The 10775-nt window shown below is 60.8% G+C and carries 8 protein-coding genes; 5 read left to right on the top strand and 3 right to left on the bottom strand.

The annotated features are described in order from the left end of the window. Together AC1D00_RS10740 and AC1D00_RS10745 are read left to right on the top strand one after the other, a co-directional pair. The coding region (locus tag AC1D00_RS10740) for an ABC transporter permease (protein ID WP_477010656.1) at positions 1 to 795 on the top strand (795 nt) is incomplete at its 5' end. Then, positions 792 to 2453, top strand: coding sequence for an ABC transporter ATP-binding protein (locus tag AC1D00_RS10745; protein WP_477010657.1), 1662 nt, complete (start codon positions 792 to 794; stop codon positions 2451 to 2453). The genes AC1D00_RS10740 and AC1D00_RS10745, both read left to right, overlap by 4 nt. A gap of 14 nt (positions 2454 to 2467) precedes the next feature. On the opposite strand, the gene AC1D00_RS10750 is transcribed toward AC1D00_RS10745, so the two are convergent. Next, positions 2468 to 2944 (bottom strand): Lrp/AsnC family transcriptional regulator, encoded by a 477-nt coding sequence (locus AC1D00_RS10750; RefSeq protein WP_027547764.1) that lies wholly within the window; start codon positions 2942 to 2944, stop codon positions 2468 to 2470. Positions 2945 to 3169: 225 nt separating this feature from the next. On the opposite strand from AC1D00_RS10750, the gene AC1D00_RS10755 reads away from it, so the two are divergent. Further along, positions 3170 to 4495, top strand: coding sequence for an NAD(P)/FAD-dependent oxidoreductase (locus AC1D00_RS10755; protein ID WP_477010658.1), 1326 nt, complete (start codon positions 3170 to 3172; stop codon positions 4493 to 4495). Positions 4496 to 4919: 424 nt separating this feature from the next. Here AC1D00_RS10755 and AC1D00_RS10760 read toward each other — a convergent pair whose 3' ends face one another. Together AC1D00_RS10760 and AC1D00_RS10765 are read right to left on the bottom strand one after the other, a co-directional pair. Beyond that, positions 4920 to 6653, bottom strand: a complete 1734-nt coding sequence (locus tag AC1D00_RS10760; RefSeq protein ID WP_477010659.1) for a thiamine pyrophosphate-requiring protein — start codon at positions 6651 to 6653, stop codon at positions 4920 to 4922. Positions 6654 to 6675: 22 nt separating this feature from the next. Further along, complete coding sequence (locus AC1D00_RS10765) at positions 6676 to 8403, bottom strand: alpha/beta hydrolase family protein (protein ID WP_477010660.1); 1728 nt, start codon at positions 8401 to 8403, stop codon at positions 6676 to 6678. Between the two features lie 184 nt (positions 8404 to 8587). Between AC1D00_RS10765 and AC1D00_RS10770 the strand changes: the two genes are divergently transcribed. Beyond that, positions 8588 to 9553, top strand: coding sequence for a LysR family transcriptional regulator (locus AC1D00_RS10770; RefSeq protein WP_477010661.1), 966 nt, complete (start codon positions 8588 to 8590; stop codon positions 9551 to 9553). Positions 9554 to 9993: 440 nt separating this feature from the next. Next, a partial coding sequence (locus tag AC1D00_RS10775; protein ID WP_477010662.1) for a Bug family tripartite tricarboxylate transporter substrate binding protein occupies positions 9994 to 10775 on the top strand: 782 nt, incomplete at its 3' end.

The following is a 10775-nucleotide window of genomic DNA, read 5'->3' on the forward strand; positions in this document are numbered from 1 at the left end:
GTCGGCATCTCGGCTCTGGGCGTGATCCTTCTCTGGGTCGTCGTCGCCCTTTTCGCCCCGCACATGATCCCCCATTCCGTCGGCGAGATCGTCGATACGGATTATTTCGGGCCTGTGAGCCGAGACCTGTGGCTCGGGTCCGACTATCTCGGTCGGGATATCTTTTCGCGCATCCTGATGGGAGCGCGCTATACGCTCGGCATTTCGCTTGCCGCCGTCTCGATCGCCTGTTTCAGCGGCGTCGCGCTCGGCATGACGGCAGCCGTTGCCGGAGGCTGGCTCGACACCATGCTGAGCCGGTTTCTCGATGCGCTGAACTCGATTCCAAGCAAGCTGTTCGGCCTCGTCGTGGTCGCCGCGGTCGGCTCGTCGATCCCGGCGCTGATTGCGACGCTGTCGGTGATCTACACCCCGGGAGCCTATCGGTTCGCCCGGGCTCTCGCTGTCAATGTCAACACGATGGACTTCATGGTGGTGGCCCGGATTCGCGGCGAAAAGCTCCCCTATCTCATCGCCTCGGAAATCCTGCCGAATATTCTGGGTCCAGTGTTGGCCGACCTCGGCCTCCGCTTCGTCTTCGTTGTGCTACTGCTCTCCGGTCTGTCCTTTCTGGGACTCGGCGTGCAACCACCCTACGCCGACTGGGGCGCGCTCGTGCGCGAGAATATCGGTGGACTGCCCTTTGCTGCGCCGGCGGTGCTCTTCCCCTCGCTCGCCATCGCAAGTCTCACCATCAGCGTCAACCTTCTGATCGACAATCTGCCGCGCAGAATCCGCGACCGGAGCCCCGAATGACGGGAAACCTCGTTGAGATCCGCAACCTCAGGGTTGAGGCGACAACCGACTCCGGCAGGCGGCTGGAGATCATCAAGGGCKTCAGCCTCGATATCGCCGAGGGCGAGATCGTCGCCCTGATCGGCGAGAGCGGCTCGGGCAAAACGACCATCGCCCTGACGCTGATGGGCTACACCCGGCAAGGCTGCAAAATAACAGGCGGAGAAGTCTCTGTGGGCGGCGTTGACATGGTCGGTCTTTCGGAAACGGAACGCGCCGGCATTCGTGGCACGACCGTGGCCTACGTGCCGCAGAGTGCTGCTGCCGCCTTCAACCCGGCGATCACCATCATGGATCAGGTCGTCGAGGTGGCGCAAATTCACAAGCTCATGCCGGCCGCTCAGGCGCGAGCGAAGGCCATTTCGCTGTTCAGGGCCTTGTCGTTGCCGGAGCCGGAAGCCATCGGCGACCGTTATCCTCACCAGGTCTCGGGCGGGCAACTTCAGCGCCTCGCCGCAGCCATGGCCCTGATCGGCCAACCGAAGATTGTGATCTTCGACGAGCCCACGACGGCGCTCGATGTCACCACGCAAGTGGAGGTGCTGCGCGCGTTCAAGACCGTGACGAGACAGCACAATATCGCCGGTATTTATGTTTCCCACGATCTGGCCGTCGTCGCCCAGATCGCGGATCGGATAGTCGTGCTGAAGGATGGTGAAATCCGGGAGACCGGCACCACCAGCGAGATCCTCGAACATGCTCGCCATCCCTATACTCAGGAACTCCTGGCCGCTTTCAGGCCGAAGGCGCAAGAGCGCGTCCCGGAAATCGAAACGACAGCGAACCTGCCTTTGCTGATGGTGGACCAGCTGACCGTCGGCTACGGCTCTCGCCTGCGCAATGGAGAACCGTTGGTCAGTGCTGTCCAGTCGGTCAGCCTCAGGCTGGACCGGGGCCGAAATCTGGGCGTCATCGGCGAATCTGGCTGCGGGAAGTCAACCCTTGCCCGGGCAATTGCCGGCATCCTGCCGGCCCACGCGGGAGGCATCACCTTCAATGGCCGGGAATTGGGGAAAGCCGGCCGCAGCCGCACCCGCAACGAACTCCGCCAGATTCAAATCGTATTCCAGCATGCCGACACCGCGCTTAATCCAGCGAAGTCCGTGGAAGACATACTGGGACGCCCCCTCACCTTTTATCATGGGACGAGGGGTAAGGCGCGCGATGCGCGCATCAGCGAGCTTCTCGATCTGGTCCGTCTTCCCAAATCCGTGCGCCAACGACGGCCAGGAGAACTTTCAGGCGGTCAGAAGCAGCGCGTCAATTTCGCTCGGGCGCTTGCTGCTGAACCGACGCTTATCCTGTGCGACGAGATCACGTCGGCCCTCGATACGGTTGTTGCGGCCGCGGTGATCGAGCTCCTGAAGGAGTTGCAGCGGGAGCTCGGTCTTTCCTACATCTTCATCAGCCATGATCTGTCGGTCGTCGAGGCGATCTGCGACGAGATCATCGTCATGTATCGCGGTCAGAAGGTCGAGGAGATCACGCCGGTCCGGTCAAAGGTACCGGAGCATCCCTATACCCGGCTTTTGTTCTCTTCAGTGCCGAAACTCGACCCGACCTGGCTGGATGGGTTGCAGCAGGATCCAGAGCAGGTGCGGACCTATTGCCACCACTAGCTGGCGCAGTGGCATCAAGCCGGGAAGAGGCTGGTCAGTGGCATGTGGGAGCGCACGATAGGCGACTTGAGGACAACGAAGCTGAAATACTTATCGATGCCGATATCCATATCGGTCAGACGCTCCATGATCGTCTGGTACTCGCCGATGCTGGCGGCGACGAATTTCAGCATGTAGTCGTAACCTCCCGAGACCAGATGGCATTCAATCAGCTGGTCGACTTTCTCAACCGCGCTCAGGAAGCGGGCAAAGTCGATCTGTCGATGGTTCTTCAGCGTCACTTCCGTGAACACGGTCAGCGTCTGTCCCAGCTTGCGCATGTTGATCTGGGCTGAGTAACCCTCGATGTAGCCCTCGGTCTGCAGTCGCTTCACGCGCATGAGGCATGGGCTGGGCGACAGATTGACCAGCTCGGCAAGCTCAACATTGGTGACGCGGCCATTCTTCTGGAGCTCGTGAAGAATCTTGATGTCAATCCGATCGAGTTTCATAGATCGCCCTCCACTCCTCAACGCGCAGCAGAAAATTCTGCACAGCGAGCAAAAAGCTTACTTCTCTCGCAGCCAACGTCCGTCACTGACATGTATCGTTCGGACAGAATGCCGTTTTGCAGTACACGGAGGATACAGCATAAAATGCTGGACCACCATCGAATCCGGTGCCGTCTACGCGAATGCGCGATCTAAGATGCAGCCATCGAAATCCAGGAACACAGGATGCCCGCGCCCCTCTGTCAGATTGAGACCTCGCCTGATCTTCCCGACCGCGCCGACGTGGTGGTCATCGGAGGCGGCATTATCGGAGTGTTCGCGGCCTATTATCTCACCTTGCGCGGCCTCAGCGTCGCTCTCGTGGAGAAGGGGCGGATTGGAGCCGAGCAATCCAGCCGAAACTGGGGTTGGTGCCGCCAGCAAAACCGCGATGCTCGAGAGCTGCCGATGGCAACCAAGAGCCTGGACCTGTGGGAGAGATTTGGCGCTGAAAGCGGAGAGAACACCGGTTTCTCCCGCTGCGGCCTCCTGTACCTCAGCAACGATGAGGCCGAGTTGGCGGGCTGGGCGCGCTGGTGCGACTTTGCCCGCGGCGTGAACGTCAGCACTCGCATGCTCGATGCGACCGAAGCTACTTCCCATGGCGCAGCCACCGGGCGCGCCTGGAAGGGCGGCGTCTTCTCGGCGAGCGACGGCATCGCCGATCCCTCCAATGCGGCCCCTGCGGCAGCGCGGGCCATCCTCAAGGGTGGAGGCACCGTGCACCAGATGTGCGCGGCACGGGGATTAGAGACCGAGGGCGGCCGGGTGAGCGCGGTCGTGACCGAGCGCGGTACGATCCGAACCAAGGTCGCCATATTGGCAGGAGGCGCGTGGTCCTCCTCCTTCTGCCACCAGTCCGGCATCCGCCTTCCGCTTGCCTCGATCCGGTCGTCCATCCTTTCGGTCTCGACGGCCGTGAAGGGCTTACCCGATGCATTGCATACCTCCGGCGTTTCGGTCACGAAACGCGGCGATGGCGGATATACACTCGCCATCAGTGGTCGAGGGCGCGTTGATCCGACAGCCCAGCAGTTCCGCTTCGCCCCGCAATTCCTCCCGATGTTCCTGCGGCGCTGGCGCAGTCTGCTCCCCGGCGGCCTCGAGGGTGTATGGTCGGGACATGAAACACTCCACCGTTGGCGGCTCGACAGCCCTACGCCGATGGAGCGGGTTCGCATTCTGGATCCGGCGCCCGATCGAAGCACAATTGAACTCACGCATCGGCGCGCCCTCGACCTCTTACCGGCCCTGAGGGACACGAAAATCACCGCTGCATGGGCGGGCTACATCGACTCGACGCCCGACGGCGTGCCAGCCATCGGAGAGGTTTCATCCCTACCCGGCTTGATATTGGCCGCGGGCTTCAGCGGACACGGCTTTGGTATCGGCCCGGGCTCCGGCCACCTGGTCGCGGATATCGTGACTGGGGCGGCGCCAATCGTTGATCCGAAGCCCTACCGACCAGATCGCTTCGCTGGCTTTGCGGTCGGAAAAGTTTCGGATTTCTGAGTGGTGGAAGGCCAGCCGATGTCCGAGTGGTATCGGCTGAGGCGATAGCGCCTGCAAAGTTTGAACACTGACCTCACCGGGTTGCCGCCTTCGGCGCGACTGCCACCTGCGAGCTCGCGCGGCTACCGCAAGGCGTACAAAATCGTAGAGGATCGTAGTTTGGCGAGGAACGTCGTGCAAAATGGCGGAGAGAGGGTCAAGTCAATCCCCGTTGAAAGACAAAGTGTTTCCGGAGGGCAACTTAACTCGGGACATTGCTTCTTAATACCCTGCTAAGAGCTGCTGCTTGCGCGAAATCGATCCCGTCCCATGCTGGACACCGGAGTGCGCACGACGCCTAAGTCGCGGCGCGATTGTTGAGGGCGAGGCTTTTGCCAATTGGCAGGTCCCGTTCGATCGGAATGGCCTGGTAAACACCTAGCAGCTAAAGTGGTGTGATGCGCGCGTGAAGAACGGCTGCACGCCCGTCATCGACAGCGGCAAGGCAACGGGCGATCGCCGCATCAAGCTGAACCGGATCAACTACTTCCTCGCCGTAGCCGCCGAAGGCGGATGCAACATCGGCGAAGCGTCGGCGCTCCCCCTGCCGGCCTGAAGCAAGCTGCGACTGGAATGAATTCATCCTCTGCGCCACACCGTCGGGATAGACGCGCTGGACCGACGCTTTGACGGCTTGCCATCCACCATTGTCGAGGACGACGGTAAAGATCGGCAATTGATACTGCTGGGCCGTTGCGTAGACGGAATCCGGTGAGGAGAAGTGGAAGGCGCCGTCGCCGACGACCTGCACAACGCGGCGGGAAGGTTGCGCCAGCTTGAGGCCGAGTGCCATGCCGCCGCTGAACCCCAGCCCACCCCCCGCGAGGCCTACATAGCTGCCAGGCTCTGTCCGCCGGAGTTGCTGTTGCAGCAGCGGCCCATTGCGAATCGCTTCATTGATGACGATGTCGTTCGACGAAAGCGCTGCACTCAGGCGGGCAAACAGGTGGGCAGGATTGATCGCACCTTGAACACCTTCCGCGGCCGCAGCCGCCTGACGCCGTGCCTCGGCAGCTTCGCGCGCGGGGGCCCAGCTCGAAATCCGCGTCTGGACCTTGCTCCGATAGGACTCGTCAGCGCGTTCCTCCACAATATCCAGCACTTGCTGCAGAACGGTCGCGCAGTCGCCCTGGACGCGCATGTCGGTGGCAAATCCCCACATCGGAAAATCTGCCTTCAGCGGATCGACATCGATCTGGATCCAGCGCCTGGCTGCGGCTGCCTTCAACGATTGCGGCACAAAAGGCACATCGACATCGAGCAACAGCCCAAGATCCGCCTGTGACACGATTGAGGCCGGATCAAATCCCGCAAAGCACGGTGACTCCTGAGAGATATTCAGATCGATCGAATTGAATTCAACGACACGGATGCCGCAAGTCCTCGCCAACCGGTCGAGCACGGCGACCGCTTGCGGTTTGCGACCAAGATAAGCGGTCACGGCAACCGGATTTTCTGCACTCATGAGGGCTTCGGCAATCGTGGCCGCGCGCCCCGGCTCGATGCCGCCCGCCCGAACGCTGCCGTAGCGCGCCGGCGGATAGGCCGGCATTGCGGAATCGTCCCAGGTTTCGGCCAGCGTCTCACGCGGCAGCAACATGTAGACTGGCCCCGGGGGATCGCTCTGCATGAAAGCAGCGGCGCGGGCCAATGCTTCCTTCACGACCACCCCGGACGGCAGCGAGTAGTCCCATTTGACATACGGCCGCACGATGCTGGCGGGATCAAAGCTATCCTGAACGAAGTGGACGTAGGTGTCGCGCGATCCCAGCAGTTCGCCATGCAGAGTAAATGGCGCCCGGCCGGCAAACAGCATGACCGGCAGGCGATAGCGGAAGAGATTCTGGATCGCCATGCAGGCGTTGGCGGTGCCGGCATCGACATGGACGAACACGGCCTGCCCGCGCCCGGTAGCGAGGGCGTAGCCCGCCGCCATGTGAACCGCGACCACTTCGTGGGGACACAGTATCACTTGCGGGTGCCGGCGCCCTTCGCTGTCCCAGCGCGCGATCTCCTCGATCAGTGAGACATGGTCCGTACCGAGATTGGCAAAGACGTAGTCGACCCCGATATCCGAGAGTCCTTCGAGGAAGTAGTGCGCAGTGCTGCGCTTCGTCATGTCCGGATTTCTTTCCCAGACATTAGAATGCAGCCTGGGTCGCAGTACCGGCAACAATGTACCAAGTAACGAGCAGACCGCAAATCAGCGCTCCCGGCAGCGATGTGCCGGTGCGTCGCCAAGTGAACGTCGAGATGATAGCGACGGTGGCAAACACCGGGATGAACTGGATGCCGATGATGGTGGACAGCGGCACGACCGGCGAGCTCGGGACCGGATTTATCAGTTTTCCGCCCAGCCAGAGAGCCAGATACTGGCCGCCGATAAGGATGGTGAAACCAAGCGAAAGCGACAGGATCATCGCGGCGTAATGACCAGGAGCCGAGGCGCCGAGGCGGCTGAAGTTGCGGTGCTGGGCGTGCAACGCGACGACGAAGAACAGGGTGAACGGTATCAGGTAGATCAGCATGATCATCCATTGCGTCGCACTCGGCAGCTTGAGCGCCACGACCCAGAACCGGAAGTCGATCTTGAACAGGACATCGGCCAGCCACATCGCAACATAACCGACAGCAACGGTCGCGACCGCAATCAGTATCGATTGACCCACGACGCCCTTTCGGATCGGGCGCTTCGGCAACAGAGGAAGCAACGCCAGCGTAATCGCCGTATTGATCAGAGCCCAGAGTGCGATCTGGGTGGTGAAGGATTGCGGCAGGAAGCGGGATGCGGGAATCCACGTGGCTCCAAGTGCAAAGGCTGGATAGTATGTGATGGCCGGCAGCAGCGCCGAGAGCCAAAACGCGATCCACCAACGTCCGTTCTGCATGGATGGTGCTGAGGTCGTCACACCAGGGCCAGACGGGACGGCGCGGAGCACCGAAAATGGCGCCATGCCGAGCAGAGATTCGAACGCACCAAGCAGGAGGACGACAAGTCCTACCAGTGCGACCAGCGTCCCAATTTCCTTCCAGAGCCAGATCTGATCGGTCGATGGCAACGGTGTGCCCCCGGTCAGCGTTTTACCGAACCAGTCGAGACTATAGCCGATCGCCTCGCGCGAGAAATGATCGGCGGGATGGGTGATTGCCGGCGTATGGAGAACCCGTGCCGTGCCCTTGGCGATATCGCCGTACACCTTGCCGGGCTCGATCGGTCCCGCAACACCGAACACCGCGGCAAGCTTTGCCGACTTGGGAATATCAGCAGCATACTCACTGCCCCACATGATCAGTGAAAATTCGTCGTATTGCGAGAAAACGAGTGCGAGATTGCGTGGCCACGTGGGCGTTCCGTCGGCTGCGAACGGCTTTCCGGTCGAGGAGCCCTCGAGCACGATCGACCTGTAAGCGTCGGGCATCGCCGTCGCCGCGGCCTGCACGGTCCAGCCGCCCATCGAATGCCCTTCAAGCCCGATGTTGTTCTTGTCCACATAGGGCAGGCTCCGCAGATAGGCGAGTCCGTCGGGGCCGCCAAAGCCGTTGGCGATGGCCGGTGGATCACTGTAGCCGTGACCCGTCTGGTCAAGCGCCACGACGACATAACCGCGACGCGCAAACTCGATCGCAAAGCCGTCCTGCGTCTCGCGCGAATTCAGATAACCGTGGACCGCGAGAATCCCCGGTGCCGGCGTCTTCTCGGTCGCATTCGCTGGAATATAGACAAGGGCGCTCATGGTATTGCCCTTGGCGCCCTTGAAGCGGACGTCTTGGATGCGAATTCCATTCGCGGTCTGGGTGAAATGAGCGAGCAGCCCGCCGAGAACGATCAGAACGGCGCCGATCGCGGCCAAAGTCCCTTTTTGACCCATGAAGTCCTCCCCTTGGTAGCCCGGACAGAATGGCTTCGTACCGTGGCCTGATCAGGCCCAGTCTGGCTGCGCGTAGCGCGCCATACTGGATTTCATCGCGGGCACATTCGGCTACCGAAATATCTTGCAGGTTCCGATCGTTCAGAATAGTCACAAAATTCTCATCATTTCATAAGGTAAACTCATGATCCCGACGATGCGGCAGCTCGAAGCACTCGTTCTGGTCTATCGCCATGGCAGCCTCACCAAGGCCGCCGCCGAAATGCGCGTGACGCAATCGGCGGTCAGTCTCCTGATCCGGCAGATTGAGGAGAACTTTCAGCTCAGACTGTTCGACCGCACGACCCGCGCGCTGCGTCCGACCCTCGCCTGCAAGGACGCGATACCGATTGCGGAACGGATACTTGCTGGCGCCAACGGATTGGCCAGGCACATGAGCGATCTGGTCGAGGTGAAGGCAGGTCGGACTACAATTGCGRTGTCGGCGGGAGTTGCCTCTGCATTGCTCCCTCGCGTCCTGGCGCGATATCGAGCGGACTATCCGGACATCCGCGTCGAGATCTTCGATGTTGCGCCTGATGACTTGCTTCCGTTTGTCACCGCCGGAGATGCCGAATTGGGCATCGGAAGCGTTGAGAACGCCGACACGCCGGACGTGAAGATCGAAACAATTACGCAGAGCTCACTATCGGCTATTGGGATCAAGGACGGTCGCTTTGAGAAAGCTTCCCGGCTGACGTGGGACAGCCTCGAAAAATGCAACTTGATCGCAATGCGCCGCGGAACACGGATCAGGTCGCAAATCGATGATGCCCTAGCCAGGACCGGACGTCAGCTAAAACCAAATCTGGAAGTTTCTCTCATCACGACTGCACTGGCATTGACGGCAGAAGGCGCCGGAATAAGCATTTTGCCTGCACATATGCTTCCCGTGGCGCAATTCCCGACGCTCGCAGCCGTTCCCTTGTCTCGCCCCGCGATAATCAGACACGTTTCTCTGGTAAGCCGGGCGGATTTCGTCCTCTCACCAGCGGCCCAACGCTTCGTGGAGACAACGAGACAGCTCTTGTCCGTTCGACGCGCCGCCGACCGAAGAGGCGACGTGTCTGCCCATTCCAGCCCGAAAAAGACCAGACCACGAATTCAATAATTCAGAGCGGTGGCCGACAGCCGACTGGCTCACCGCATCTGCGCAGACGTCATGAGCACGTTAAGGCGCTACACATGCGAATTGCCGCATTGCGGGATTCATAAGGCGTTCTGATTAATGGATGAGTATTTTGTGGCTAACGGGAAGCGTCCGGAACACGCAATATGACCCGACGTGCCCGCGTATCTGCCAACCAACAACAGGAGGAGAACGATGATGACCGTAGAAATCGAAACCTGTTGGCTTGGCGCTCGGGCCTAGCAAAACGGCACCGGTAAAGACCCATGAGAAGCGCTTCAAGAGCAGTGATAGCAATCGTGCTCGCATGCCAATGCGCTGCGGTTGGGAGTGGTAGGGCTGCGAGTGCTTACCCCGAACGTGCGATCCGCCTCGTCGTTGGGTTTCCCGCCGGCGGCAGTTCCGATGCAATCGCACGCATCGTGCAGCCGAACGTCGAAAAGCAATTGGGCCAGACGCTGGTGATTGAAAACCGCCCGGGCGCGGGCGGCGCGATCGCGATGGGCATCGTCGCCAAAGCACCACCAGATGGGTACCTGATTGGACTGGGCGGCGCGGCGGGGCTGGGCGTAAGCCTCGGCGTCCAGGAGAACATAACCTATGACGCGAAGGACCTTGCGCCCATTACGGGCCTCGCCTCGGTGCCTTTCATTCTGGCAGCTTCGAATTCGCTGCAGGGAAAGACACTTCGCGACATCATCGCCATGGCAAAGCAGCCAAACAAGCTTGCACTCGGTCACGGCGGTAACGGCACGCTGATGCATCTCGCAAGCGAGATGTTCAATCAGATGGCTGATACCAGGCTCGAGCTGGTGCCCTATCGGGGCATGGCCCCGGTAGTTACCGACCTGATTGGCGGACATATGCCGCTCGGGATCGTCGATCCTCCGTCAGCGATGACCGCGATAAAGGGCGGGCTGATTGCGCCCATCGCCGTCTCGTCGGCTCATCGATATCCAGGTCTTCCCGAGACGCCAACGTTTGCCGAACAGGGCCTCACTGGTTTTGAGGCGATTGGCTGGTTCGGCATCGTTGCGCCGGCGGGAACGCCTGGCGATGTTGTCGCGAAAATCAACTCGGCATTCGTGACGGCGCTGAACGATCCGGCAATCGTGGAGCGAATCCGCGGGCTGGGCTCTGACCCGATGCCGATGGCGCCGGATGAATTTTCACGATTCCTTGAGAGTGAGGCGAGGAAATGGGA

It is taken from the genome of Bradyrhizobium sp. P2_E8, from assembly GCF_056403875.1.